At 66.6% G+C, this 23,650-nt stretch carries 23 protein-coding genes; 7 read left to right on the top strand and 16 right to left on the bottom strand.

Annotated elements, in window-relative coordinates:
- Nucleotides 1–8: 8 nt before the first annotated feature.
- The 8 genes from AC1DN9_RS03660 to AC1DN9_RS03695 all read right to left on the bottom strand — a co-directional run bounded on the left by AC1DN9_RS03660 (nucleotide 9) and on the right by AC1DN9_RS03695 (nucleotide 9,438).
- Nucleotides 9–1,508, bottom strand: coding sequence for an N-acyl-D-amino-acid deacylase family protein (locus tag AC1DN9_RS03660; RefSeq protein ID WP_478097357.1), 1,500 nt, complete (start codon nucleotides 1,506–1,508; stop codon nucleotides 9–11).
- A complete protein-coding gene (locus AC1DN9_RS03665; protein ID WP_478097359.1) occupies nucleotides 1,508–2,410 on the bottom strand; it encodes a MurR/RpiR family transcriptional regulator in 903 nt (300 codons plus the stop codon). Before AC1DN9_RS03665 ends, AC1DN9_RS03660 begins: the two co-directional genes overlap by 1 nt.
- Nucleotides 2,411–2,423: 13 nt before the next feature.
- The gene (locus AC1DN9_RS03670) at nucleotides 2,424–3,695 is read right to left on the bottom strand and encodes an amino acid deaminase (protein ID WP_478097361.1); all 1,272 of its coding nucleotides are present in this window, start codon (nucleotides 3,693–3,695) and stop codon (nucleotides 2,424–2,426) included.
- A gap of 250 nt (nucleotides 3,696–3,945) precedes the next feature.
- A complete protein-coding gene (locus tag AC1DN9_RS03675; protein ID WP_478097363.1) occupies nucleotides 3,946–4,956 on the bottom strand; it encodes an ABC transporter ATP-binding protein in 1,011 nt (336 codons plus the stop codon).
- Nucleotides 4,953–6,005: an ABC transporter ATP-binding protein gene (locus AC1DN9_RS03680; RefSeq protein ID WP_478097364.1), complete on the bottom strand. Its 1,053-nt coding sequence runs from the start codon at nucleotides 6,003–6,005 to the stop codon at nucleotides 4,953–4,955. The genes AC1DN9_RS03675 and AC1DN9_RS03680 overlap by 4 nt, the downstream gene beginning before the upstream one ends.
- A complete protein-coding gene (locus AC1DN9_RS03685) occupies nucleotides 6,002–6,868 on the bottom strand; it encodes an ABC transporter permease (RefSeq protein ID WP_478097366.1) in 867 nt (288 codons plus the stop codon). The genes AC1DN9_RS03680 and AC1DN9_RS03685 overlap by 4 nt, the downstream gene beginning before the upstream one ends.
- Nucleotides 6,865–7,815 carry an ABC transporter permease gene (locus AC1DN9_RS03690; RefSeq protein WP_478097368.1) on the bottom strand — a complete coding sequence of 317 codons (951 nt, stop codon included), beginning with the start codon at nucleotides 7,813–7,815 and terminating at the stop codon, nucleotides 6,865–6,867. Before AC1DN9_RS03690 ends, AC1DN9_RS03685 begins: the two co-directional genes overlap by 4 nt.
- An 18-nt stretch (nucleotides 7,816–7,833) precedes the next feature.
- Nucleotides 7,834–9,438, bottom strand: coding sequence for an ABC transporter substrate-binding protein (locus AC1DN9_RS03695; RefSeq protein ID WP_478097370.1), 1,605 nt, complete (start codon nucleotides 9,436–9,438; stop codon nucleotides 7,834–7,836).
- A gap of 112 nt (nucleotides 9,439–9,550) precedes the next feature.
- On the opposite strand from AC1DN9_RS03695, the gene AC1DN9_RS03700 reads away from it, so the two are divergent.
- The 4 genes from AC1DN9_RS03700 to AC1DN9_RS03715 are packed head-to-tail and all read left to right on the top strand — an operon-like array spanning nucleotide 9,551 to nucleotide 12,287.
- Nucleotides 9,551–9,943 carry a RidA family protein gene (locus AC1DN9_RS03700; RefSeq protein ID WP_478097372.1) on the top strand — a complete coding sequence of 131 codons (393 nt, stop codon included), beginning with the start codon at nucleotides 9,551–9,553 and terminating at the stop codon, nucleotides 9,941–9,943.
- Nucleotides 9,944–9,981: 38 nt separating this feature from the next.
- Nucleotides 9,982–10,878 carry a 2-dehydro-3-deoxygalactonokinase gene (locus tag AC1DN9_RS03705; RefSeq protein ID WP_478097373.1) on the top strand — a complete coding sequence of 299 codons (897 nt, stop codon included), beginning with the start codon at nucleotides 9,982–9,984 and terminating at the stop codon, nucleotides 10,876–10,878.
- Complete coding sequence (locus AC1DN9_RS03710; RefSeq protein WP_478097375.1) at nucleotides 10,875–11,516, top strand: 2-dehydro-3-deoxy-6-phosphogalactonate aldolase; 642 nt, start codon at nucleotides 10,875–10,877, stop codon at nucleotides 11,514–11,516. Before AC1DN9_RS03705 ends, AC1DN9_RS03710 begins: the two co-directional genes overlap by 4 nt.
- Nucleotides 11,517–11,546: 30 nt before the next feature.
- Nucleotides 11,547–12,287, top strand: coding sequence for an aldolase (locus AC1DN9_RS03715; RefSeq protein ID WP_478097376.1), 741 nt, complete (start codon nucleotides 11,547–11,549; stop codon nucleotides 12,285–12,287).
- Nucleotides 12,288–12,330: 43 nt separating this feature from the next.
- On the opposite strand, the gene AC1DN9_RS03720 is transcribed toward AC1DN9_RS03715, so the two are convergent.
- Genes AC1DN9_RS03720 through AC1DN9_RS03735 form a run of 4 tightly spaced genes read right to left on the bottom strand, consistent with a single transcriptional unit; the run spans nucleotide 12,331 to nucleotide 16,184 of the window.
- A complete protein-coding gene (locus tag AC1DN9_RS03720; RefSeq protein ID WP_478097378.1) occupies nucleotides 12,331–13,035 on the bottom strand; it encodes an SDR family oxidoreductase in 705 nt (234 codons plus the stop codon).
- 29 nt (nucleotides 13,036–13,064) lie between these two features.
- The gene (locus AC1DN9_RS03725; RefSeq protein ID WP_478097380.1) at nucleotides 13,065–14,477 is read right to left on the bottom strand and encodes an MATE family efflux transporter; all 1,413 of its coding nucleotides are present in this window, start codon (nucleotides 14,475–14,477) and stop codon (nucleotides 13,065–13,067) included.
- The gene (locus AC1DN9_RS03730; RefSeq protein ID WP_478097385.1) at nucleotides 14,474–15,727 is read right to left on the bottom strand and encodes an MFS transporter; all 1,254 of its coding nucleotides are present in this window, start codon (nucleotides 15,725–15,727) and stop codon (nucleotides 14,474–14,476) included. The genes AC1DN9_RS03725 and AC1DN9_RS03730 overlap by 4 nt, the downstream gene beginning before the upstream one ends.
- Nucleotides 15,720–16,184 carry a MarR family winged helix-turn-helix transcriptional regulator gene (locus AC1DN9_RS03735; RefSeq protein WP_478097386.1) on the bottom strand — a complete coding sequence of 155 codons (465 nt, stop codon included), beginning with the start codon at nucleotides 16,182–16,184 and terminating at the stop codon, nucleotides 15,720–15,722. The genes AC1DN9_RS03730 and AC1DN9_RS03735 overlap by 8 nt, the downstream gene beginning before the upstream one ends.
- A 52-nt stretch (nucleotides 16,185–16,236) precedes the next feature.
- Between AC1DN9_RS03735 and AC1DN9_RS03740 the strand changes: the two genes are divergently transcribed.
- Together AC1DN9_RS03740 and gloA are read left to right on the top strand one after the other, a co-directional pair.
- The gene (locus AC1DN9_RS03740) at nucleotides 16,237–16,779 is read left to right on the top strand and encodes a PaaI family thioesterase (protein ID WP_478097388.1); all 543 of its coding nucleotides are present in this window, start codon (nucleotides 16,237–16,239) and stop codon (nucleotides 16,777–16,779) included.
- A 55-nt stretch (nucleotides 16,780–16,834) separates the two neighbouring features.
- Nucleotides 16,835–17,245 carry a lactoylglutathione lyase gene (gene gloA / locus AC1DN9_RS03745; protein ID WP_478097390.1) on the top strand — a complete coding sequence of 137 codons (411 nt, stop codon included), beginning with the start codon at nucleotides 16,835–16,837 and terminating at the stop codon, nucleotides 17,243–17,245.
- Here the strand turns inward: gloA and AC1DN9_RS03750 are convergent.
- The 4 genes from AC1DN9_RS03750 to edd all read right to left on the bottom strand — a co-directional run bounded on the left by AC1DN9_RS03750 (nucleotide 17,242) and on the right by edd (nucleotide 22,697).
- The gene (locus AC1DN9_RS03750) at nucleotides 17,242–19,344 is read right to left on the bottom strand and encodes a tetratricopeptide repeat protein (RefSeq protein WP_478097392.1); all 2,103 of its coding nucleotides are present in this window, start codon (nucleotides 19,342–19,344) and stop codon (nucleotides 17,242–17,244) included. The two genes, gloA and AC1DN9_RS03750, sit on opposite strands and share 4 nt — an antisense overlap.
- 98 nt (nucleotides 19,345–19,442) lie before the next feature.
- Complete coding sequence (locus AC1DN9_RS03755) at nucleotides 19,443–20,168, bottom strand: haloacid dehalogenase type II (protein ID WP_478097393.1); 726 nt, start codon at nucleotides 20,166–20,168, stop codon at nucleotides 19,443–19,445.
- Nucleotides 20,169–20,226: 58 nt separating this feature from the next.
- Entirely contained in the window at nucleotides 20,227–20,868 is a 642-nt protein-coding gene (eda, locus tag AC1DN9_RS03760) for a bifunctional 4-hydroxy-2-oxoglutarate aldolase/2-dehydro-3-deoxy-phosphogluconate aldolase (RefSeq protein ID WP_478097394.1), read from the bottom strand.
- Complete coding sequence (gene edd, locus AC1DN9_RS03765; RefSeq protein WP_478097395.1) at nucleotides 20,859–22,697, bottom strand: phosphogluconate dehydratase; 1,839 nt, start codon at nucleotides 22,695–22,697, stop codon at nucleotides 20,859–20,861. Before edd ends, eda begins: the two co-directional genes overlap by 10 nt.
- Nucleotides 22,698–22,896: 199 nt before the next feature.
- Between edd and AC1DN9_RS03770 the strand changes: the two genes are divergently transcribed.
- Nucleotides 22,897–23,637 (top strand): protein-L-isoaspartate(D-aspartate) O-methyltransferase, encoded by a 741-nt coding sequence (locus tag AC1DN9_RS03770; RefSeq protein WP_478097396.1) that lies wholly within the window; start codon nucleotides 22,897–22,899, stop codon nucleotides 23,635–23,637.
- Nucleotides 23,638–23,650 lie beyond the last annotated feature (13 nt).

A 23,650-nucleotide genomic window follows, 5' to 3' on the forward strand; every position in this document is an offset into this window, starting at 1 on the left:
AAACGGGGTCAGTTGGCGTCTGAGGGTGCCTTCGCGCGCACCACGAAGCGGCCGGCACGCGCACCGGTCGCGCGGCCCTCTGCCGTGTAGCTCAACACGCCGTTGACCCACACGCGTTCGATGCCTTCGCTGAACAGGCGCGGCTGCTCGAAGGTCGCACCATCCTTGACACGTAGCGGGTCGAACACCACCACATCCGCCATGTAGCCGGCCTTCAGCAGGCCACGTTCGCCGATGCGAAAGCGCGCTGCGGACATGCCGGTCATCTTGTGGATCGCCTGCTCAAGCCGCAGCAGTCCCTTCTCGCGCCAATAGCTCGCCAGTACACGGGGGAATGCGCCCCACAGGCGAGGATGCGGCCGCTCGTCGTGCGGCAGGCCGTCGGACCCGATCATCGAGAGCGGGTGCGTGATCACGCGCTGCACGTCGTCCTCGCGCATCTGGAAGTAACAAGCATTGCCGGGCTTGAGCCGCACCGCCGCTTCTTGCTGAGAAATGTCCCACTGCGCGGCAATGTCTGCGAGATAGCGTCCGCCCATCTCGGGATGCGACTGGCTGCCGGTGATCAGCACGTCAATGATGCCGTCGACCAGGTCCTCGCGCAGCACCGTGGAGCCGGCGGTGTAGGGATACACGTCCATGCCGATCTCCTGGTTGCGGGCGAGTTGCTCGATGAGTGGCAGCGTCTCGCGCGTGCGTCCCCAGTTGTCCGGCCCCGCGCACTTGTGATGCGAGATGACGAGTGGCAAGCCGGACTGGCGTGCCGTCAGCGCAGCCTCCTGCAGTGCCGGAAGGATTCCGGCCAATTCATCGCGGATGTGCGTCGCGTACACGCCACCGTTGCGCGCCGCCACGCTGGCAACCGCCACCAGTTCATCGAGATCGGCCGCGTAGGCTTCTTCATAGAACACGCCCGACGAAAGCCCCAAGGCGCCCGCGTCCATCGCCTCCTGCATGCTCGCCGCCATCGCGGCCCGCTCCGACTCGTTGGCCGCGCGATCCAGCGACGCCATATGACGCATGCGCAGCGCGGTATGCCCCAGGAGTGCGGCAACATTGACGCCGGGGCGCGCGGCATTCACCGCATCGGCGTATGCATGCATCGTGCCGTGGCGGAACTGCTCGCGCCCCAGCAGCGACAGCGGCGCCAGCGGTTCGCCTGTGACCACCGGGGCGAGCGAAATTCCGCAGTTGCCGACGATCACGGTCGTCACGCCCTGCGACAGCTTGGGCAGCATGTCGGCCTTCTCGATGGCCGCGGCGTCGTCGTGCGTATGCACATCGATGAATCCCGGCGCGATGACCATGTTGCTGCAATCGATCTCTTCGACGACGACGCCCTGCGCGTGCAAGGCCGCGAGCAATTCGGGCGAGGTTTCTCCGGGGGGTGCAACCGACACGATGCGCTCGCCCGCCAGCAGCACATCGCCGAGCCACCCCGGGCCATCGCTGCCGTCGACGATCTTGCCGCCTTTGAGAAGCGTCGAATGGCCAATGTCTTGCGTCATCATTTCTCGTCGTTCAAGGTCTCGGTAGCGCCTGAATACTCGGCACTGTCGAAGCCGTGCTTGTGAAGAAGCTGCTTGAATTGCTGCAGACCATGCGTCGCGACCGGGCCGAGCTTCTGAGCGAGTCGCACCATCAGGATCTCGATCACCACGAGATGCGCAAGGTACGCCTCGGTGCCGACGCGCATCACCGCATCCTGCGGCACCGACACGGCGAGCACGAGATCGGCGATCTCGGCCAGTTGCGTATCGGGCTGCGTCAGCGCCACCACCGTTGCGCCCTGCGAGCGCGCGAAGCGCGCGGCCTCCAGCGTGTAGGGCATGCGCCCCACGTGCGAGATGACGAACGCCACCCCGTCAGGGCCCAAGGTGCTGGCAGAAACGAGTTGCTGGTGCGCGTCGAAGATCGCGTTGGAGGTGCACCCCAGGCGAAAGAGCCGGCTCTGCAGTTCGCTCGCCATGAAGGTGGACGCCGCGCCCACCGAATAACAGTCGATGCGCCGCGCGGCAGCCAGTCGTGTCGCGACCTGATCGAGCACCTCGACGTCGATGCGACGGCCGAGTTCGGTCAGCGAAGACACGGCCGCATGGATGATCTTGCTCGCGACATCGCTCGCGCTGTCTTCCGCCAGCACGCTGCGGTGCAGGTAAGAGCCGGTGACCGCAAGATCCTGTGCAAGCGCGAGCATGAACTCGCGCACCGACTCGAAGCCGAAGCTGCGGCAGGTTCGCACGATGGTCGGCATCGAGACACCGGCCTGCTGCGCGAGTTGCTCCACCGTTGCCGCCACCGCTGCGCGCGGATCTTCCAGCACGCACTGGACCACGCTGCGCTGTGCTGCGGGCAACTCGGCCATGCGTTCGCGCAGGCGCTGCAACAGATGGGCGGAAGGATTGTTCATTGCCACGCAGTCCTCAAAAGCGAGTGCTGATGGCACCTGTGATCGCCATGTCGTCCTCGACCAACGCCATCCAGCGCCATTTGTCGAAGGTCGTGCAAGGGTGCGAGATGCCGAGCGCCACGCGATCGCCGACCTTCGGCGCGGTGCCGGCGGGATCGAAGCGCAGATAGGCATGTTGGTCGTTGAGGGCGTTGATCGTCCAACCGGTGGGCGCTTCGGCCGCCACGCGTGCGCCACGCGGCGCATGGCGGACCGGGATCGGCATTTCGAGGTCGTACGAGATGTCGCGCCGGCCGCAAGTCAGCAGCGCCAGGCCAGGCTCGGGCACCGATTGCACGATGGCCCAGACTTCGAGCGCGGCGCGCAGCGATGCGTCGAGGCCTTCGCGCTTCTCCACCTGCTTGAGGAAGCGGGCGTAGTTTCCGTTGTCGTGCGTGACGTAGCAGCCGGAGCGCAACACGCCCTGCACCGGCCGCGACAAGCCTTGCGCACGAAGCAGCGGCACCACGAGGTCGAACACCGCCGAGCCGCCGGCCGTGAGCATGATGGTGTCTTCATGGAACAGGTTCTGCGCGTCGCAGCGGCGCGCCACTTCGAGCACGCGCTCGACCAGCGCCGTGACTTCGCGCGCATCGTGTTCGCTGTCGCAGCGGGCCAGGCCGCCTTCGTAGCACTCGATGCCACCCAACTGCGCGACGGGCGAGCGCGATATCGCCTCGGCGAGCGCAAGCGCTTCTTCCAGCGTCCGGCAACCGGTGCGCTGGCCAGGGATGCCGATCTCGACGAGCACGTCGAAGCAACGCTTGCACTGCCCGCGCTTCGCCCAGTCTTCGATCAGCGCCAACTGCGCGAGCGAATCAACCAGGAACCACACCCGCAGGTCGTTGTGCCCGGCAAGCAGCATGTCGAGCCCATCGAGGTCGGCATCGCACACGACCTGGTTGGCGATGATGGCGCGCCGTGCGCCCGCCTCCACACCCACCGCAAGCTGGAAGATGGTGGCGAAAGTCAGTCCCCATGCGCCGCCGGCAAGCTGTTGCGCGAACAGCTCGGGCGACATGGTCGTCTTGCCGTGCGGCGCCAGCGTCACGCCCTTGCGCTGCGCATAGTCCTGCATCCAGGCGATGTTGTGCGCGAGCGCCGAGCGGCGGATGACAGCCAGCGGATAGGCCAGGTCGTCGGCCAGCACGTTCCATCCCTTTTGCCCGATGTCCGCGGCGCGGCACGGCGCGGCGTCCAGCGGATAGCTCTTGCTCCGGTGATCGAGGATCAGCTCTTCAGTCATGTTCATTCCTTTTCTGTTGCTCGCCCCCAGGCTTGCTCACTTCGTGTAGCCGCCCACCCCCTACCGGGGGCGCTGCCCGTGGCCCGGCAAAGCCGGTTCCACGGCAGCCCACGAACGAGCGCGCCGCGCGCGGCCGGCGAAGCCAGGCCCATTGGTGAAACACCGCGGAACCGGCTTTGCCGGGCCGCTGGTGTTGCCCCCTGCAAGGGGGTGCAGAGCCACACGAAGTGGGCGAGGCTGGGGGTGAGCTTCATTTCCAGCACGCGTGCCAGTGTCCGGGCCGCACTTCGCGCAGCTGCATGTCGGCGCTGGCGCAGCGCTCTTCCGCCAGCGGGCATCGAGTGCGAAACACGCAGCCCGAAGGCGGATTCGCGGGGCTCGGCAGATCGCCCTGCAGCAATGGCACCACGCGCCGCTGCGCCGGATCGGGAATCGGCGCCGCCGCAAGCAGCGCACGCGTGTAGGGATGCTGCGGGCTCGCATAGAGCGCCTCCGTCGGCGCAATCTCCATCACCCGGCCGAGGTACAGCACGACGACGCGGTCGCACAGGTACTCCACCACGTCCAGGTCGTGTGAAATGAAAAGCAGCGTGAGGCCGAGTTGCTCTTTCAGCTCGCCCAGCAGATTGACTACCTGCGCCTGGATCGACACGTCGAGCGCCGACAACGGCTCGTCCGCGACGATGAACTGCGGTTCCACCGCCAGTGCGCGTGCGATGCCGATGCGCTGGCGCTGGCCGCCCGAGAACTCGTGCGGAAAGCGATCGGCATGCTCGGGGCGCAAACCCACTTGCTGCAGCAGTTGCTCGATGCGCGGCTTGCGCGCACTGCCTTTCGCCAGTCCGTGCGTGTCGAGCGCTTCGGCCAATACATCGCGAATCCGCATGCGCGGGTTGAGGCTGGCATACGGGTCCTGGAAGATGATCTGCACCTTCGAGCGCAACGGCCTGAACTGCGATTGCGACATCCCCGCGAGATCCTGCGGCGTCGCATCCGACCCACTGGCCTGGTAGAGCATCTGCCCGCCGGTCGGGTCGACCAGCCGCGTGAGCAGGCGGCCGATGGTGCTCTTGCCCGAGCCCGATTCGCCGACCAGTCCCAGCGTCTCGCCCTTGCGAATGCTGAAGCTCACATCGTCGACCGCGCGCACGGGATGGCTGCCCTTGCCGAAGTACTTGCGCAGGTTGCGGATCTCGAGCAGGTTGTCGCCCGCCGCCGCTGCTGTGGTTGGCGCTGTTGCCATGGCTGTCGCGGTCGTCATGCGGCCTTCTCCTCGATGAATCCGATGCAGCGCACCATGCGCCGGCCGCCCGCCGATTCGAGCAGGGGCATGCGCGCGTCGCACGCCTCTTGCCGGAACGCGCAGCGCGGCGCGAAGGCACAACCGGGCGGCGGCGCGAACGGGCTGGAGACCTGACCCGGGATGGCCACCAATTGCGGACGGCGCCCGGCAGAAGCAGCATGCGCACCGCGCCGACGCGCCACGCCCGGCAGGCAGGCAAGAAGCCCGCGCGTGTAGGGATGGTCCGGCCGCGCGAAGAGATCGTGCACCGGCGCGGATTCGACGATCCGCCCGGCATACATCACAGCCACCGCATCCGCGTACTGCGCAACGACGCCGAGGTTGTGCGTGACGAAGAGCATGCTCATGCCCGTCTCTTTCTGCAACCGCCCCATCAGCGCGAGGATCTGCGCCTGGATGGTCACATCGAGCGCGGTGGTCGGCTCGTCGGCAATCAGCAAGGTCGGGTTGCAGGCCATCGCCAGCGCAATCATCACGCGCTGGCGCATGCCGCCGGAGAGCTGGTGCGGATACTCGTTGACGCGCTGACCGGCGGCGGGGATCTCCACCAGTTCGAGCATGCGCCGCGCGTGCGCAAAGGCCGCGCCGCGATCCAGCTTGAGATGCAGACGCACCGACTCGGCGATCTGCTCGCCGATGGTGAGCACCGGATTGAGGCTGGTCATCGGCTCCTGGAAGATCATGCCCAGCTCGTTGCCGCGCAGGGCCCGCTTGTCGGCCTCGGGCATGGCGAGCAGGTCGACCCGCCGGCCGTCGCGCCGCACAAACCAGGCCTCGCCCTGCACCTGCGCGTGCGAGGTCTTGGCATGCAGGCCCATCAGCGTGAGGCTGGTGACTGATTTGCCGGAGCCCGATTCACCCACGAGCGCGAGCGTTTCACCGGGACGGATGGAGAAGCTCACGTCGGCCACGCTCTGGATGCGGCCCGCTTCCGTGGCGAAGGAGGTGGAAAGCCCGTGCACTTCGAGCCGCGGCGACTCTGTCGACATAGCAGCGCTCGTGTTCATGTCGCCTTCCTCAGCTTGGGGTCGAGCAGATCGCGCACGCCGTCGCCCAGCATCTGCAGCGACAGGGCGGTCAGCACGATCGCGAGGCCGGGGCAGAAGATGGTCCAGAAAGCCTTGTCGGCGTATTCGAGACTGCCGGCGATCATGGTGCCCCAGGTCGGAATATCGGGCGGCACGCCGACGCCGAGAAACGAAAGCCCAGCTTCGGCCAGGATGGCGTAGGCGAAGATGAATGTCACCTGTACCAGGATCGGCGACATCAGGTTGGGCAGGATGTGCTTGCGCAGGATGCGCGGCGTGCGTACGCCGAGCGCGCGCGCCGCATCGACAAAGAGCAGTTCGCGCAGCACGAGCGTGGTGGCGCGCACGACGCGCGCCACGCGCGGCGTGTAGACGATCACCAGCGCCAGCATCACGTTCCACAGCGACACGCCGAGGATCGACACCAGCGCGATGCCCAGCAGGATGTCGGGGAAGGACATCATGGCGTCGACCACACGCATCAGCGGCGCGTCGAGACGGGGGAAGAAGCCGGCGAGCATGCCCATCAGCGTGCCGAACAGCACCGCGCCAGCCGCAGTGACGAAGCCGATCAGCAGCGAGTAGCGTGCACCGTGAACGATGCGCAGCATGACGTCGCGACCGAGTTCGTCGGTGCCGGCCCAGTGCGTCCACGAGGGCGCATGCAGGCGCTCGCTGATCTCGATGGCGCTCGGGTCGGCATCCGAGAGCCACGGATAAATCACCGCGACACCCACCACCAGCAGCAGCACGATCGCGGCAGCCAGCACCACCTTGCGCGAAAACAGCCGCCGCGCGAGGGGAAGCACACCGCCAAGGAATGAGGAGACGGCGGCTTTCATTTGGATTCCAACCGAATGCGCGGATCGACCAGCGTGTACACGAAGTCGACACCAAGATTGATGAACACGTAGATGGCGGCGATCACGAGCAGCGTGCCCTGGATCACCGGATAGTCGCGCCGAAGCACCGCGCGCACCACGAGGTTGCCGACGCCGGGCAGGTTGAACACCGTCTCCGTCACTACCGTGCCGCCGATCATCAGCGCGAGCGTGAGGCCGAGCACCGTGATGATCGGCACCAGCGCGTTGCGCAGCACGTGCTTGACCATGATCACGTGCTCCGGCAGGCCCTTGGCGCGGGCTGTTCGCACATAGTCCTCGCCGAGGATGTCGAGCATCGACGCGCGGGTGAAGCGGATGATCAGCGCCGAATTGAGCAGGCCAAGCACCAGCGCGGGCAGCAGGAGGTGATGCAGCCGCTCTCCCAGCGATGCGCTCGGATCGCCGTAGCCCGATGCAGGAAACCAGCCGAGCTTGACCGCGAAGAACTGGATCAGGATCAGCCCCAGCCAGAAACTCGGCACGCTCGCACCCAGCATCGCGACGCCGCTCACGGCCTGGTCGGCTGAACTGCCGCGCCAGATGGCAGCGGCCATGCCGGCCGGGATGCCGATGAGTGCAGCGATGCTCACCGCGAAAAGCGCAAGGAACAGGGTCGGTTCGGCACGCTCCATCAGCGCCTGCGCCACCGGCCGCTGCAGGAACAGCGACTGCCCCAGGTTGCCTTGCAGCAGTTCTCCCACCCACAGCACGAACTGCGTCGGCAAGGGCTTGTCAAGGCCGTACTGGGTGCGGGCATGGGCGATGTCCTCGGCAGTGGCCTGGTCGCCGAGCAGCAGCGCGACAGGGTCTCCTGAGGCAAGGCGTGTCAGGGCGAAGACCAGCACGGCCACGATGGCGAGTACCACCAGGGCGCCGGCCAGGCGAGTGAGCAGGAAGCGCAACATGGGAAAGTCTCGCGGCGCTTACTTGGCGAGTCCGGTGTTCCAGAAGAACGGCCAGATCGCGGGCGTGTAGCCCTCCAGCTTCGCCGAGCGCGCCGACAGGCTGTTGAACTTGCCGACCTCGATGAACGGGACTTCGTCATAGACGGTCTGCTGGACCTGGCCCCACAGTGCACCGCGCTTGGCCGCATCGCTCTCCTGGTTGAAGGCGCTGAGCGTGGACTTCTTGGCCGGCGTTTCCCACCAGCCCGGCGCCCCGTCGCCCAGTTGCGGCGGCGAAAGCATCGGCTCGGGGAACAGGCCCGAATGCGTGAAATAGACGTCCCACAGCTTGGCGTCGTTGCGGCGCTGCACGAGCGTGGCCCAGTCCACCACCTGCAGGTCGGTCTTGAAGCCTGCCTTCTTGAGTTGCTCGGACATGACGAGCGCCATGTTGTAGTGGAACTCGTACTGGCGGCTGGCCATGATGCGGATCGGCTGGCCGTTGTAGCCCGCCTTGGCTGCGAGATCCTTCGCCGCTTGCGGATTGCGCGTGTTGTAGGCGTTGGCGCCGGCGGCCGAGTAATAGGGCGTGCCCTTCGGGAAGAAATTGGGCTCGACGACGAAGAAGCGGTTGTCGCCGAAACCAGCGGCCATCAGTTCGCCCTGCCCCACCGCCGCTTGCACCGCACGGCGCAGCGGCTGCGAGGCCAGCACGCCTTCCTTCGTGTTGAACACGATGTAAGGGAAGCCGAAGTTCTTGGTCACGATCGGCACCACGGTCGGCGCACCCTTCTCGATGCGGCCAATGGCCTCCACGGGCAGCAGGTCGGCGTACTGGAATTGCCCCGACAGGGAGCCTTCGACACGCGTGTTCGCGTTGGGCACCGGCACGAAGCGCAGTTCGTCGAGCAAGGCCTCGCGCCGGCCCGCGTAGCCACTCGGCGCTTCCTTGCGCGCGGTGTAGCCGTCAAAGCGCGTGAGCACGGTGAATTGGTCCGGCCGGCGCTCCTTGAACTTGTAGGGGCCCGTGCCGATGAATTCCTTGAGCTGCGGCGCGATGCTTTCCTTGGCCATGATGGCGGCCATGCCGCTGGGCAGCGCCAGTTGGGCCAGCAGCGGCGCATAGGGGTTCTTGAGCTTCAACTCGACGGAGAGCGGGCCCTTGGCCGTGAGCGAAGCCACTTCCTTGCCCACTGCCTTGCCGCGCGGCGAAAGGTCCATCCAGCGCTGCAGCGAGGCCACCACGTCATCGGCATTCAGGTCACGTCCGTTGTGGAGCTTGACGCCCTTGCGAATCGCGATGGTGTAGGTCAGGCCGTCCTTGGAGACAACCGGCATGCCCTCGGCCAGCATCGGAGCGATGTTCCAGTTCGCATCGAAGGTATAGAGCGGCTCGTAGACGTGCTGCATGATGGTGCCGACGAGATCGGCCGTGCTGATCATCGGGTCGAGGCCCTGCGGTTCGCCGACCATCGCCAGGTTGGCGGCGCCTCCCTTGGCAGGTTCGGCGAATGCGGCGCCGGGCAGAAGGCCCACCGCGAAGGCAGCGAAGAGCGTGCCTGCGACAGCCCGCCAACGCGGCGCACGCACCGGGTTCAGTGGAGAAAAACCAGATATCGGTACAGTGATGGCGGACGTTTGCATCGCGGCTCCATGAGTAATAACATTACATCGGCGATCGTATTTACAGTCGTTTGCCACGTCAAACGGGGGTTTACCCTCGCATTTTCTGTAATTTCATTACATATTCATCACCATGTCCCACGTTGAAATGCTCGGTCAGTCGCCCATCGCCTCGGACCGCCAGGCTCGCCCCCTCTCGCCCGCCACCCGCGCGGGCGATTTCGTTTTCGTCTCCGGCCAGGTCCCGACCGATGACCAGGGCCAGGTGATCGTCGGCGGCATCGAAGCGCAGACGCGCCAGGTCTTCAAGCGCATCGAACAGGCGCTCGCCCTGGCCGACTGCACTTTGGCCGACATCGCCAAGGTCAGCGTGTGGTTGAATGACGCGCGTGACTTCGGCAGCTTCAATCGCGTGTACATGGAATGCCTCGGCGACCATCGGCCCGCACGCTCGACCGTCGAGTCGCGCCTCATGATCGACGCCAAGGTCGAGATCGACGTGACCGCCTACAAGCCGCGCGGCTGATTCGACCGAAAGACACGAGAGATGCGAGAGACACGCCCATGAGCCACGCCCGCCTTGTTGCCGTCGATTGGGGAACGAGTTCGCTGCGCGGTGCGCTGCTCGACCCCGATGGGCAAGTGCTGGAAGAGCAGAGCCACCCGCGCGGCATCCTCACCATCAAGAACGGCGGCTTCACCGAAGTGTTCGAAACGCTCTTTGCCGAGTGGATGCGTCCGCTCGGCACGCGCTGCCTGATTTCGGGCATGGCCGGAAGCAAGCAGGGATGGGTCGAGGCGCCCTACTGCCCCTGCCCCGCGGGTCTCACCGAAGTTCGCAACAAGATCATGGAAATCGAGCCGGGACGCATCTCCATCGTGCCGGGCCTCAGCGACACGCACGACGGCGTGCCCGACGTGATGCGCGGGGAAGAAGTGCAGATCCTCGGCGCGATGGTCCTCACCGAGCTGCGCGACGGTCTGTTCGTGCTGCCCGGCACGCACAACAAATGGGCCCGCGTGAAGAACGGCATGGTGACCGGCTTTCGGACCTTCATGACCGGCGAGTTCTATGCCGTACTGAGCCAGCATTCGATCCTCGCGCGCACGCTCGATACGTCGGCACCGCTCGACGAGGCGGCCTTCCTGCAGGGCGTCACGCAGTCCGACAACGGCCAGGGCCTGCTGCACAACGCATTCGGCGCACGCACCCTGTCGCTCTTCGATCGCATGCCGGCACGGGAACTCTCGAGCTATCTCTCCGGCATCCTCATTGGAGAAGAACTGCGCACGCAATCCCTCCACGCGGCCGGCGAGGTGGTGTTGATCGGCACTCCCGCGCTCACGCAGCGCTACCTGCTGGCACTGCAGGCCTCCGGCACCAAGGCCAGGACGCTCGGCGCCGAGGCGACGTGGGCTGGCCTGCACGCGCTCCACACACACAGCCATCGAAAGCAATGACCACTGCCTCAGACAAGTTCGCCGCTGCCTTGCAGCACCTGCCGCTCGTGGCGATCCTGCGCGGCCTGACGCCGGAGGAAGCGCCCGAAGTGGGCGACGCCATCGTCGAATCCGGCTTTCGCCTGCTTGAAGTGCCGCTCAATTCGCCAAGGCCGCTCGACAGCATCGCGCTCTTGCGCCAACGCTTTCCGGATGCGCTGGTCGGTGCCGGCACGGTGCTCGATGCACAGCAGGTGCGCGACGTGCACGCTGCCGGCGGCGAGTTGATCGTGGCGCCGAACTTCAATGCCGAAGTCATCGCCGAAGCCAGGCGGCTCGGCCTCGTGAGCCTCCCCGGCGTGATGACGCCGACCGAGGCCTTCGGTGCGCTGGCGGCGGGTGCGACCGGCCTCAAGCTGTTTCCGGCGGAACTGGCTTCGCCCGCGGTGGTGAAGGCGCTGCTCGCGGTGCTGCCCAAGGGAACATCGTTGATGCCTGTCGGCGGCATCTCGCCCGACAACATGGATGCATGGCGCGCCGCCGGCGCGGCCGGCTTCGGCATCGGCTCGGCGCTGTACAAGCCGGGCAAGAGTGCGGCGGCGGTGCGCGAAGATGCGCGGCGTTTCGTCGCGGGCTTCGGCGGCACGCTGCGCGCGTGACGACACCCCCGTCAACCTGATCACGACCTCATGAACGCAGATTCCCAATACGCCAGCCCTGCCGTTCGCATCCTGCGCCAGGATCTCGCGCTTGCCCTGCGGGCCGCCGCGCATCACGGATTGTCCGAAGGCGTGTGCAACCATTTCAGCGTCGCGTTGCCGGGCGCGAAGGATCGCTATCTCATCAATCCGCGCGGCCTCCACTGGAGCGAGATCGGCCCCGACGACATCGTGCTCATCGATGTACATGGCGAAGCGCTGGCCGGCCGACACCGCGTCGAGCCCACCGCGCTCTTCATCCACGGCGCAGTGCATCGCATCACCGGCCATGCGGTGGTCCTGCATTGCCACATGCCTTACGCGACCGCGCTAACGCTCACCTCCGATCGCGCTCTGGACCCGACGCTGAGCCAGAACGCGATGCGTTTCATGGGCCGCATCGCCGTTGATGCCCGCTACAACGGCCTCGCGCTCGACGACACCGAAGGCGAGCGCATCGCCCACGCCATGGCGGGCAAGGACGTGGCGTTTCTTGCGAACCACGGCGTGATCGTGGCCGGTGCGAGCATTGCGCACGCCTACGACGATCTGTACTACCTCGAACGCGCCTGCCTGCACCAGGTGATCGCGCAATCGACCGGCCGGCCGCTCGTGCCGGTCGACGCGGCGCTTGCCGCCCATGTGGCTGCGCAGATTCAGGGGGAGAGGGAGCAGTCCGATCTATTCTTCGAGGCGCTGCATCGCCTGGTGCCTGTGCCGCGACCCCTTTGAAGGCCTGGTGGGTCCAACTTCAATTGAGCGGAAGATTCATCGGTCAACGAGCCGCCGCGTAGGGCGGCGCGTCGGTCGATAGCCCCTGCTTGACCTGCCGCGTCAACTCATCCGCCAGCACTTCGAACTTACCGGCTTCCAGTGCCGCAAGCGTCTGAGCGACCACGTCGTCCGGCAACGCCTTGGGCCCCGGCGCATTGCTCGCCATGTCGGTGTCCATGAACGCAACGTGCAAGCTCAGCACTTGCGTGCCCTGCTCGCGCAACGCGTCGCGCAGGCCATTGCTCAACGACCACGCGGCCGACTTCGACGCGCTGTAGGTCGCGGAACTCGGCAGGCTGAGCCAGCTCAGGATCGACAACACGTTCACGATCGCGCCGCCGCCGTTCGCTTTCAGCACGGGTGCGAAGGCCCGGCTCATGGCCCACGGTCCGAAGAAATTGGTTTCGAACTCGGCCCGCGCCGATTCGAAGACATCCGGCGCGCCGAGCAGATTCACCCCACGCGAGATGCCCGCGTTGTTGATCAGCAGCGTGACGTCGCCACATTCACGGGCGGCAGCTTCCGCCTGTTCGGGCCGCGTCACATCCAGCGCAATGGGATGCACCCCGGCCAGCGTGATGCTCTTCGGATCACGCGCTGCCGCGTAGACCTTCTTCGCGCCGCCCGCGACCGCGGCCTTCGCAAAGGCGAGCCCCAACCCGCGGTTGGCGCCGGTGATGAATACGACGGAGTCTTTGACTTTCATGGCGGTCTTTCGGAAGTTTCGAAAAGATTTCAGGAAGGCTGGATGCGGCGCAACAGCCCGGTCGTGGTCCGAGGCCAGCCGATGCGGCCGAACCAGGCGCCGCCGGCAATCGCCGATGCGTTGACAGCGCCATACACCATCAGCGCGATACCCTGGACGAGGAACACATGCACCAACGTGCCACCCCAACGCAAGGCCAGCCAGCCGCCGAGCCCCGCGACGATCAGGCGCGCGATGTTGCCGATCACAGGCCACAGCAAACGCCCTGCGCCCTGCGACGCGAAGTACAGCACCAGCCCGACGCCGAAGAAGCCATAGAACGGCCCGGCGGCACGCAGATATTCCGAACCCGTTTCGAGCATGGCGGGGTCGCTGCCGAACAGCATCAGCCACGGCCGCGGGAACAACGCCGCCGCGACGCCGATGGCACCGGTGAGCGCGAACGCGATGGCGGCACCGGCCCAGGTCGCGTGCAATGCCCGCTCGCGCTGGCCCGCGCCAATACAAGTGCCGACCATCGCGACCAACGGCGCGCCCAGACCGAAAACGAGCGGTACCAGCAGGTATTCGAGCCGCGCGGCCGTGCCGTAGCCGGCAATCGCACCGGGCCCGAAGTGACCGGACAGCGCAGTCGCGATGCCAATCGACAGATTGGTCGCCACAGTCGACACCGCACCCACGAGGCCGATGCGCAGGATGTCGCGGAACAGCGGCCAACGGAAGCGTACATTGGCCATCGACGGCTTCAGCAGGCTGTGCTTCGACCGAAGATAGATCCAGAGCGCGATCGATCCGCCGAGGTAATAGAGCAATAACGCGACCGCACCACCGGCAATGCCCAGGCCCGGAATCGGCCCCCAGCCGAAGATCAGCAGCGGCGACAGCGGAATGAGCACGACCACGCCAGCGACCGTCACATTCGCCGGTACCGCCATGTTGCCGGTGCCGCGAATCACAGCGGCCAGCGAGTTGAAGAGCCACACCAGCACGGCGCCCGCGAAGACGACGTTCGAATAGGCCATTGCCGCGTCCAGCGACGCGCCGGTCCCGCCCATGAGCGTGTACAGCCAGGGCCCGCCAAGCAGCAGCGCGAGCATGAAGAGCAGTCCGAAGCCGAAGGCGATCGCGATCGCATGCAGCACCAGCGAATCCGCATCATCGCGACGCCGCGCGCCGAGCGCGCGTGCGATGGACGAAGCAATGCCGCCGCCCATCGCGCCGGCCGACGTCATCTGCATCAGCATCACGATCGGGAACACCAGCGCCATGCCGGCGAGTGCATCGGTGCCGAGCTTGCCGACGAAGTAGGTTTCGATCAGGCCAACGGAGGCCTGCGCAATCATCACCAGCACGTTGGGCGCGGCAAGCCGCAGCAGCGTCGGGACGATCGGCGCTTCGAGCAGGCGCCGTGTGCGCGGATCGATGGTTGTCGATTCGCTCATGCTGCGGCCTTCGCCAGCATCGCGGGCCGCGATTCGCGGATCGGCAGGTTGATCAGCGCTGCACCGGCTGCCAGGGCGATGTCGATGTACCAGACGATGTCATAGCTGCCGGTGGCCTGGAACACGTAGCCGCCCAGGAAGGCACCGAGAAAGCCGCCGACCTGGTGCGCCAGCATCACGATGCCGAACAGCATTGCCATGTTGGCCGGGCCGAACATCTTGGCCACCAGCCCCGCCGTCGGCGGTACCGTCGACAGGAAGGTGATGCCCATCACTGCCGCGAAGATCAGCATCACCGCCGGCGTCTTGGGTGCCAGCAGGAAAACCAGCACCGCGATGCCGCGCGTCGCGTAAAGCAGCGCCAGCAGCGACTTCATGCGCCAGCGGCCGACTGCCCAGCCCATGGCCAGACTGCCCACGATGTTGAAGAGGCCGATCATCCCGAGCGCCCATCCGCCGATCTCGGGCGGAAGGCCGCAAGCCGCGACCACGCCCGGCAGGTGCGTCGCCAGGAACGCGACGTGGAAGCCGCAGACGAGAAAACCGAGGCTGAGGTAACGGTAGCTGGGCGTTCCGATCGCCTGGCTGATCGCCTGGCGCGCAGTGAGCGGCTTCACGCCGCTTACCGCCGCGGACTGTGCCGCAAGTTGATTCGAGTTGCCCTTGAGCACGAATATCGCGGGCAGCGCCAGCAGGATCAACACCGCCAGCCACTGCATGGCGCTCGCCCAGCCGACAGTGGCCATCAGCCCGATCGCGATCGGCGCCATGGCGAACTGGCCGAACGAGCCGCCCGCGTTCACCACACCCGTGGCAAGACCGCGCTTTTGCACGGGAACGAGGCGCGTCGTCGCGGCCATCAGGACCGAAGGCCCCGCCATGCCCGCGCCCCCCGCGGCCAGCACGCCGATGGCGAAGATCAGGCCGCCCGTCGTCGTCATCAACGGCGTGATGAAAGTGCCGAGCGCGACGAGCAACACGCCGATGAAGATCACGCGCCCGGTGCCGATGCGGTCGGCCACGGCACCCGCAAAAGGTTGCGTCAGGCCCCACCACAATTGCCCGAACGCGAACGCGAGGCTGATGCTGCCGATGCCGAGTCCGGTAGAGGTGTTCAGCGACGAGAGAAACAGGCCCATCGTCTGCCGCACGCCCATGGTCAGCGCGAAAGTGCCGGCTGCGGCGAGAAGCACCAGCCAGATGGCGTAGCGCGCGACGGGCGTCGTGCCGGCAACGGTTCGGTCACTCATCGATGTCTCCCTCGCACACTTCGTCGGCGGCCTGCAACAGCGCGATGCTCTCGTCGACCAGCGTGTGCAGCGCCATCACGCGCTCGACGCCGAGCAATTCATTGAGTTGCTCCTGGGCCGCGCGCCAGTGGCGCTGGGCTTCCGTGCGCTTCTTGCGGCCGTCGTCGGTGATCTCGATGAGTCGACTGCGCGCGTCAGGCCCCTCGCCCTGCAAGAGCCAGCCGGCGGCAATCATCGGCTTCAGGTTGCGCGACAGTGTCGAGGCCTCGATGCCCATCGCCTGCGCCAGATCCACCGGCCGCAGCGGGCCGAGGTGCAGCACATGCGACAGCAATGAGTACTGCGTTGTCTTGAGACCGCTCTTGGCGACCTCGGCGTCATAGTGCCGCGAGACCTGACGCATCAAGTGGCGCAACCTGAAGTTGGTGCAACCCTGGGGTTTTGCGATAGCGTTCATGCGGATGATTGTAGCTACAATCATTGCATATGCAACTTTCAAGGAAAATCGGATGACATCGACGGATCAACTGGCTGCCTGGATCGCCGAGGAAGACGCCATCAACGAGCGGCTCAATGCAGGCCCTGGCCCGGGTCTCGCGCGGCCGGACCAGATCGCCGGAAAGACCGGCCTGGAAATGATGCAAGCGATGCTTCGAGCCGAGCTCCCCTACGCCCACATCGCAAAGACGCTCAATTTCCAGTTGATCGAAGTCGGCCCGGGACGCGCCGTGTTCCAGGGGAAACCGCTGCCAGAGCACCTGAATCCGCTCGGCACCATTCACGGCGGCTGGTTTGCCACGCTGCTCGATTCGGCGCTCGGCTGTGCCGTGCACACCATGATGCCGGTCGGCCGCGCCTACACCACGGCGGAGCTCGGCGTGAACCTGGTCAAGGCGTTGACGCCCAAGGTCCAGCGCGTTCGGGCCGAAGGCAAGGTGATCCATTGCGGCCGCCAGCTTGCGACCGCCGAAGCCCGGCTCGTGGGCGCGGACGGCACCTTGTATGCACATGCAACGACGACGTGCCTGGTGTTCGAGATGCCGAATCGCTGACCGCGCCTCGAAGCGCGACAATCGCCGACCCACAATTTCAACGGCGATCCACGAGATGCGACTTCTTCACACCATGCTGCGCGTTGGCAATCTCCAGCGCTCGATCGATTTCTACACGAAGGTGCTCGGCATGCAAGTGCTGCGCACCTCCGAAAACCCCGAGTACAAGTACAGCCTTGCCTTCGTCGGCTACGAAGGCAATCCGGCCCAGGCCGAGATCGAGCTGACCTACAACTGGGGCACCGAAAGCTACGAGCTCGGCACCGCCTACGGCCACATCGCGCTGGGCGTTCCCGACGCGTACGCGGCCTGCGAAAAGATCAAGACGGCCGGTGGCAACGTCACGCGGGAGGCCGGTCCGGTCAAGGGCGGCACGACGGTGATCGCTTTCGTGACGGACCCCGACGGGTACAAGATCGAACTCATCCAGCGCGCGGAAGGCGCGACGGGCGGGGGACTGCGCTAACCCGCTTCGACGGCGTCCCCGATCCGGATGTGATCGGGCGCCAGTCCGCGCTGATGGCGGTCCGACATCGCCTCGTACGCCGCCTCGATACGCCGAGCAAATTGCGTCGAGTCGAACAGCGGCATGGTCTTGCGATTCGCCTGCAGGCGGCCACGCAGTTCGGCCAGGCGCTGCGGCGAGGTCGCCAACGTCGTCGCCAAGGCTTCGTATGCCTCGACACCGTGGGTCACGAGTTCGGGCAAGCCCACTGCCCCAAGCAGACTCGCGCAGACGCGTGACGCGAAGGTCGTGCCGGCCAGCGTCAGCACCGGCAGGCCGCTCCAGAGCGCATCGCCGCCGGTCGTGTGGGCGTTGTAGTGGAAGGTGTCCAGGAAAAGATCCGCGTGCGCGTGCCGCGCCAGATGCTCCGCCAGGGGCATCCGCTGGGCCCAGACGATCCGCTCGGGATCGATGCCCCGCTGGCGCGCCTCGGCCTCGATCGCGCGTTGCGCATCGGCGTTGCCCTGCAGCAGCCACAGCACGCTGCCGGGCACATTCCGGAGCAGCCGCATCCAGACGTCGAAGACGTCCGGCGTGATCTTGTAGTTGCTGTTGAAGCACGCGAAGACGAAGCCATCCGGCGGCAGGCCCATGTGCTCCCGCGTCGTCACGGCCTCGCTGATGCGCTTGGTGTTGTCGTTCGCCTGGTAGGAGCCCGGCAGCACGACGACTTTCTCCGAGTAACAGTCGTAGTCGCCGGGCGGAATGAGCGTCGCGTCGGCCACGATGTAGTCCATGTAGTCGCAGCCCATCGTGCCCGGATAGCCGAGGTAGTTGACCTGCACCGGCGCCGCGCGTCGCGCGAAGATGTCCGGCCTCGCGCCTTCGGTGAAGCCGTTGAGGTCCACCGCGATGTCGATGCCGGCATCGCGCGCCATGGCCGCAATGGCCGCATCGCTTCGATCCCCGACCTGGGAGAAATGATCGAACGCGGCTGCAATGCGCGTGCCCATCTCGTCGCGCGCGGGCGGTCCGAGGGCAAAGCCGAACCATTCGAATCGATCGCGATCGTGGCATTCCAGCACGCGCGCAATCAGTTGCGACACCGGATGTTCGCGGAAGTCGGTGGAGAAATAGCCGACACGCAGCTTTCGCGCCGGATCGCGCGCAGCGGCACTCCCAGCGGGTCCGCGCGATGGATGCTTGTCCAGCGCGAAGTTGCGCGCGCATTTGAGCAACGTCGCGGAACTCGCAGGGACTGCGGTCAGCGCAAAGGGCATCGCCGCCTTCTCGCCGGCCTCGACGCGCGCCACGATGTCGTCGACCTGCTGCGCCCAGCCGTCCCATCGGCAAACGAACATCGCCGCATGCAGCCGCTGGCTGCGGAGGTAGTCCGTGTCCGGCGCGAGGCGGGCGACCTCGTCGTAGCAGGCCAGCGCCTCGGCATGCCGTTTGAGCACCGTCAGCGTGGCGGCTCGGTTCATCCAGGTGGGCACGTCTTCGGGGGCCAGCGTCAGCGCGCGCTCGTAGCTCTCGAGCGCCTCGGGCCCGCGGCCCAGTTCGGTCAGCACGGTGCCACGGTTCGCCCAGGCCTGCACGAACTTCGGATCGAGCGTCAGCGCGCGGTCATAGTGCTGGAGCGCGGGGCCGAACTGCTGCAGCGCTGCCAGCGTGTCGGCAAGGTTGGACTGCAACTCGCGCGAGCGCGGATGGAGGCGCTCCGCGCGCCGGAAGGCCTGCAGCGCCGGTTCGTGCGCGCCAAGCGCGCTGTGCGCGACGCCCAGTTCATGCAGCCCCTCGAAGAATTCGCCAGCCAGCTTCATGGCGCGGCCAAAGGACTCCACGGCCTCGCGCGCGCGGCCGCGTTGCAGCTGCGCCCGCCCGAGATAGAACAGCGCTTCCGGGGAACACTGGGGCAAGGCCGCGGCCTTCTCCAGGAATTCCTCGCATGCCGCCAGATCCTGGCGATTGCCGCAGATGTACGCCAGAAGCTCGTAGGCCTTGGCAACCCTGGGATCCCGGGCGATGACCTTGCGCAACAGATCTTCGGCAAGAGCAGCTTGCCCGGCCCGGAAATGGCGCTCAGCCTGGGCCATCTGCTGGGGCGTGGATTGAATCATGGGCGTCTCTTACTCGTGCTGACGGATTGCATAACCATGGCGAGCCCGAATTCTGACCGATGACTTCGCCGCTGGCCGGCCGGCGCGGGCGGCCGCCCTCAGCAGCCCAGCAGATCCGCCAATTCGCCGATGTCGCGCGCGTGCAGCGTGTTGTCGGGCTGCGGCGAGACATCCTTCGGCCGCGAAGGCCCGAACTCCAGCGGCCGCTCGATGTAGCCCGTGCGAAGCCCGCACATGCGCGCCGCGGCGAGATCATCGTGATGCGCCGCCGCCAGCATCACCTGGCCCGGCGAGACATCGAAGACACCCGCCACGCCGACGTAGGTGCGCGGATCGGGCTTGTAGGCCTTGAACACTTCGGCGGAAAGCACGCAGTCCCACGGCAGGCCGGCGCGTTTGGCCATCTCGGTCAGCAGGCCGATGTTGCCGTTCGAGAGCGTGCAGATGGTGTACTTGCGCTTGAGCCGCGCCAACCCTTCCACCGCGTCGGGCCATGCGGGTAGGCGGTGCCACGCCTTGTTGAGATCGCGCTTGCGCGCCGCATCCAGATCCTCGATACCGAAGTCGCGCAACACGTGTTCGAGAATGCCCATGTGCAATTCGTCGAGCAACGTGAAACCGCCCTCGCCTGCCGCAAGCCGCTCCATCACGCTCCGCATCGCAGGCTGGTAGCCTGCGCGCCAGGCCAGCGCGAAGGCGCCGCCATCGACGCCCGGCAGGATTCGCTCGGCCTCGGCCGCGATGCCGGAATACCAGTCCACCACCGTGCCGAAGACGTCGAAGGCGACGACCTTCAGATCGCCGATGTCAACGGTGCCGTTCACAAGGAAATCTCCGTGCTACGCACTGCGGTGCAAGCGCCTTCGGGCGGCCGGGCGGCGCTCATCGCGCAAGCTGGCTCGCCTCGCGCGCGAGCGCTTCGATGCGGGCCCAGTCGCCGGCGGCGATGGCGTCCGTCGGCACGATCCACGACCCGCCCACGCAAGCCACGTTGGAGAGCGCGAGAAACTCATGCGCGTTGCCCAGGTGAATGCCGCCGGTCGGGCAGAACTTGACGTCGCCGAAAGGCCCCTGCCACGCCTTCAGCATGGCAAGGCCGCCGGCCTGCACCGCCGGGAAGAACTTGAGTTCGGTAAAGCCGTCCTCCTGGGCCAGCATGATTTCGCTGCCTGTGGCAACGCCCGGCAGCAGCGGCAGGCCCAGGTCGTGGCAAGCCTTGCCGACGGCGCGCGTATAGCCCGGGCTGACGCCGAACTTCGCGCCTGCCAATGCCGAGGCCTGCGCGTCGGCCGCACTGCGGATCGTGCCCGCGCCGGGGACGGCCTCGGGCACTTCCTTGGCAATGATCTCGATGCATTCGAGCGCCTCGCGCGTGCGCAGCGTCACTTCCAGCATGCGGATGCCGCCCGCCACCAGCGCACGCGCCAGGGGCACCGCGTCTTTCACGTCGTGCAGCACGATCACCGGAATCACCGGCGCGTCGCGCATCACGTCGAGCGCGGAAATCGAATGGTTCACAGCCATGTGCAGGCTCCTTCTTCTGCTGTCAATGCATTGCGGCGCATGCCGGCGAACAGGTCGCGGCCGAGGCCGTGGCCGTTGGCCGTGCGCTGGTCTTCGGGTTGGGTCGAGGTCTCCCGCGATGCCCATTCGTCTTCGGGAAGCAGCACGGTCAGCGTACCGGCCACGGCGTCGAGCCGGATCAGATCGCCATCGCGCACCTTGGCGAGCGGGCCTCCCGCGGCGGCCTCAGGCGACACGTGGATCGCGGCCGGCACCTTGCCCGACGCGCCGCTCATGCGCCCATCGGTGACCAGCGCCACCCGGAAGCCCTTGCCCTGCAATACCGACAGCGGCGGGGTGAGCTTGTGCAGTTCGGGCATGCCGTTGGCCTGCGGGCCTTGCCAGCGAACCACGCAGACCACATCGCGCTCCAGTTCGCCGGCATTGAAGGCCTGCTGCAAAGCCGCCTGCGAATCGAACACGCGGGCCGGCGCCTCGATCACGTGGCGGTCGTCGGGCACCGAAGAGACCTTGATCACGCTGCGGCCGAGGTTGCCGCTGAGCAGCTTGAGCCCGCCGGTGGCGCTGAACGGCGCCGACACCGGTCGGGCGACCGCATCGTTCTTCGACGGCGCAGCGGGATGCCACTGGAGTGGATGCTCGTCCGATGGCGCGCCGGACAGCACCGGGATGTTCGCGAATTCGCGAATGCCGCCGGCACGCACGCTCAGCACATCCCCATGCATCAAGCCCGCATCGAGCAGTTCGCCGATCACGAAGCCCGGGCCGCCCGCGGCCTGGAACTCGTTGACGTCGGCGCTGCCGTTGGGATAGACCCGCGTGAGCAGCGGCACGACTTCCGACAGCTCCGAGAAATCGTTCCAGTCGATGAGGATGCCGGCCGCACGCGCGACCGCGACCCAGTGGATCAGGTGGTTGGTCGAGCCGCCGGTCGCGAGCAATGCGGCCATCGCGTTGACGATGACGCGCTCGTCGACCATTTCGCCGATGGGCGGAACGGCATAGGCGGCATCCGACGCGCGCCCCAGCACGGTGCGCACCGCCTCGCGCGTCAGCGCCTCGCGCATCGTGTCGCCAGGCTGGATGAATGCGGTGCCGGGCACGTGCAGCCCCATGGCTTCGAGCAACATCTGGTTGCTGTTGGCCGTGCCGTAGAACGTGCAGGTGCCTTGGCCGTGGTAGGCCTGCATCTCGGCATCGAGAAGCCCCTGCCGACCCACCAGCCCCTGTGCGGCCTGCTCGCGGACCTTGGACTTGGCGCTGTTGGAGAGCCCCGAAGGCATCGGCCCTGCGGGCACGAACACCATCGGCAGATGGCCGAAATGCAATGCGCCGATCAGCAGCCCCGGCACGATCTTGTCGCAGACGCCGAGCAGCAGCGCGGCATCGAACATGTCGTGCGTGAGCGCTACTGCGGTGCCCATCGCGATGACGTCCCGGCTGAAGAGGCTCAACTCCATGCCGGGCGTACCCTGCGTCACGCCGTCGCACATGGCCGGCACGCCGCCGGCCACCTGCGCGGTCGCGCCGAGACGGCGAGCCTCGTGCTTGACGATGTCCGGATAGCCCTGGTACGGCGCGTGAGCCGAGAGCATGTCGTTGTAGGCGGTGACGACGCCGATGTTGGGCGCGCGCTCGGCGACGACCCTGATCTTGTCGCTCGCCGGAATACCCGCCACGGCATGCGCCACATTGGCGCAGCCCATGCGGTCGGAACCGCGGTCGCGGTTGCGGGTTTCGGTCAGACGCTGGAGGTAGGCGCTGCGCAGCGTATGGCTGCGTTCGCGGATACGGTCGGTGACATCGCGGACTGTGGGGTGTGTAGTCATGGGATTTGTCGCACTTCCGGTGAGCTGCCATGTGGCGGCGGCTCGGAGGTGCATGGTATCAAGTCGCCGTTGCAGGATTTGCTACCGCCTTCCCAACATGGGCTTGCGGCCACGCGCTGGACCGCGATCTCGCGCTCGGCCATGATCAGCACGTCTATGCTGCCCCGTGGCGAATGAAAGATGTCGCCGAACCGAAGCAATGACCGCATCCACTCTCCGTGGCGTTGTTGCCGCGGCGCTCCTCTTGGCCATGGCAGGCGCACGGGGCGCCGCAGCCGACGACTTTGCGTCCCAGCGGCGGCAGATGACGCAGGAGATCACGGCGTTCGTGCGCGAAACCCGCGCCGAGACCGGCAAGCAGGCCCTCGACGAGCGCGTGATGTCCGCCATGGGCCAGGTGCCGCGGCACGCCTTTGTTTCCGCTGACCAGGTGACATTGGCCTATCGCAACCGGCCGCTTCCGATCGGCTACGGCCAGACCATCTCGCAGCCCTACATCGTGGCGCTCATGACCGACCTCGCCAGGGTGGAACCCGGCCACACGGTGCTCGAGGTCGGCACCGGTTCGGGCTACCAGGCGGCGGTGATGGCGCGACTGGCCGGCGCGGTCTACACCATCGAGATCATCGAGCCGCTGGGATTGCAGGCCCGGCAGCGCCTCCAGGCGCTGGGCTACGACAACGTCCAGGTGCGCCTGGGTGACGGCTACTACGGGTGGAAAGAACATGCACCGTACGACGCGATCCTCGTCACCGCGGCGGCCAGCCACATCCCGCCGCCGCTGATCCGGCAGCTCAAGGTCGGCGGCAGGATGGTGATCCCGGTAGGCGCGCCCTTCATGATCCAGCAACTGATGCTGGTCGAGAAGAATGCCGACGGGACGGTCTCGACCCGGCAGGTCCTGCCGGTGGCCTTCGTTCCTCTGACGGGCACGCGTTGAGCCGGGGAATTCG

It is taken from the genome of Variovorax sp. 05L425, from assembly GCF_056397705.1.

What these genes read in the sequence shown, in the direction of transcription:
- AC1DN9_RS03660 (WP_478097357.1), bottom strand. Translation starts at nt 1,508, where the DNA reads ATGACGCAAGACATTGGCCATTCGACGCTTCTCAAAGGCGGCAAGATC.
- AC1DN9_RS03665 (WP_478097359.1), bottom strand. Translation starts at nt 2,410, where the DNA reads ATGAACAATCCTTCCGCCCATCTGTTGCAGCGCCTGCGCGAACGCATG.
- AC1DN9_RS03670 (WP_478097361.1), bottom strand. Translation starts at nt 3,695, where the DNA reads ATGACTGAAGAGCTGATCCTCGATCACCGGAGCAAGAGCTATCCGCTG.
- AC1DN9_RS03675 (WP_478097363.1), bottom strand. Translation starts at nt 4,956, where the DNA reads ATGACGACCGCGACAGCCATGGCAACAGCGCCAACCACAGCAGCGGCG.
- AC1DN9_RS03680 (WP_478097364.1), bottom strand. Translation starts at nt 6,005, where the DNA reads ATGAACACGAGCGCTGCTATGTCGACAGAGTCGCCGCGGCTCGAAGTG.
- AC1DN9_RS03685 (WP_478097366.1), bottom strand. Translation starts at nt 6,868, where the DNA reads ATGAAAGCCGCCGTCTCCTCATTCCTTGGCGGTGTGCTTCCCCTCGCG.
- AC1DN9_RS03690 (WP_478097368.1), bottom strand. Translation starts at nt 7,815, where the DNA reads ATGTTGCGCTTCCTGCTCACTCGCCTGGCCGGCGCCCTGGTGGTACTC.
- AC1DN9_RS03695 (WP_478097370.1), bottom strand. Translation starts at nt 9,438, where the DNA reads ATGCAAACGTCCGCCATCACTGTACCGATATCTGGTTTTTCTCCACTG.
- AC1DN9_RS03700 (WP_478097372.1), top strand. Translation starts at nt 9,551, where the DNA reads ATGTCCCACGTTGAAATGCTCGGTCAGTCGCCCATCGCCTCGGACCGC.
- AC1DN9_RS03705 (WP_478097373.1), top strand. Translation starts at nt 9,982, where the DNA reads ATGAGCCACGCCCGCCTTGTTGCCGTCGATTGGGGAACGAGTTCGCTG.
- AC1DN9_RS03710 (WP_478097375.1), top strand. Translation starts at nt 10,875, where the DNA reads ATGACCACTGCCTCAGACAAGTTCGCCGCTGCCTTGCAGCACCTGCCG.
- AC1DN9_RS03715 (WP_478097376.1), top strand. Translation starts at nt 11,547, where the DNA reads ATGAACGCAGATTCCCAATACGCCAGCCCTGCCGTTCGCATCCTGCGC.
- AC1DN9_RS03720 (WP_478097378.1), bottom strand. Translation starts at nt 13,035, where the DNA reads ATGAAAGTCAAAGACTCCGTCGTATTCATCACCGGCGCCAACCGCGGG.
- AC1DN9_RS03725 (WP_478097380.1), bottom strand. Translation starts at nt 14,477, where the DNA reads ATGAGCGAATCGACAACCATCGATCCGCGCACACGGCGCCTGCTCGAA.
- AC1DN9_RS03730 (WP_478097385.1), bottom strand. Translation starts at nt 15,727, where the DNA reads ATGAGTGACCGAACCGTTGCCGGCACGACGCCCGTCGCGCGCTACGCC.
- AC1DN9_RS03735 (WP_478097386.1), bottom strand. Translation starts at nt 16,184, where the DNA reads ATGAACGCTATCGCAAAACCCCAGGGTTGCACCAACTTCAGGTTGCGC.
- AC1DN9_RS03740 (WP_478097388.1), top strand. Translation starts at nt 16,237, where the DNA reads ATGACATCGACGGATCAACTGGCTGCCTGGATCGCCGAGGAAGACGCC.
- gloA (WP_478097390.1), top strand. Translation starts at nt 16,835, where the DNA reads ATGCGACTTCTTCACACCATGCTGCGCGTTGGCAATCTCCAGCGCTCG.
- AC1DN9_RS03750 (WP_478097392.1), bottom strand. Translation starts at nt 19,344, where the DNA reads ATGATTCAATCCACGCCCCAGCAGATGGCCCAGGCTGAGCGCCATTTC.
- eda (WP_478097394.1), bottom strand. Translation starts at nt 20,868, where the DNA reads ATGGCTGTGAACCATTCGATTTCCGCGCTCGACGTGATGCGCGACGCG.
- edd (WP_478097395.1), bottom strand. Translation starts at nt 22,697, where the DNA reads ATGACTACACACCCCACAGTCCGCGATGTCACCGACCGTATCCGCGAA.
- AC1DN9_RS03770 (WP_478097396.1), top strand. Translation starts at nt 22,897, where the DNA reads ATGACCGCATCCACTCTCCGTGGCGTTGTTGCCGCGGCGCTCCTCTTG.